Here is a 533-nt window from a genome sequence, read left to right as displayed (position 1 = left end):
CACAGCAGCAGCATGCTTTGCTGCGTCGAGGGGATGATCACCAGGAAAAACAGCGATCCCAGCGGCAGCGCAGCCAGCGTGCCGTAAATAAAGTCGATCGCCACCATGCGTGGGTTCGGCAGACGCATCGCTAGCGATGTCACCACGGCAATCATCACCATCGCGCCGCTGCCTGACGTCCAGCCCGTCCACAGCCAGAACAGCGTGCCGAGCACGCAGGAAATCGTGGTACGCCAGAAGTTGACCATTGCGTGAGAATCAGGTAGGTTTCGCACGCCTGAGTGATAAGCGTCAGCGAAAGGGTGTTCAGCGCTTTCAGGCGAAGGTTGGCTTTGGCCCAGCGCGAAGACTCCATATGCAGGTTGCTGCGCATCCCTTCCAGCGCCTGAGTGCGGCGCACCAGCGCACTCCATGCTTTGTCCACCTCTTCGCTGTCGCCGTGGCGGATACACAGCTGCATCAACTGATACTGCGCCACCAGCAGTGCGTCGAGTTCGCGGTCGATCTCCTGTTTGATCGATCGCGGGGAAAAC

1 pseudogene is annotated in these 533 nt (G+C 59.7%); it reads right to left on the bottom strand.

Features of this window, described 5'->3' with window-relative positions:
* Window positions 1-533: pseudogene (locus GM30_RS14240) on the bottom strand (FUSC family protein); the annotation flags it as partial.

The sequence above is a fragment of the Trabulsiella odontotermitis genome (genome assembly GCF_001188485.1).
GTDB lineage: Bacteria > Pseudomonadota > Gammaproteobacteria > Enterobacterales > Enterobacteriaceae > Trabulsiella > Trabulsiella odontotermitis_A.
The sequence above is the reverse complement of the archived record's forward strand: the minus strand, read 5'-3'. Positions and strand labels throughout refer to the sequence as shown.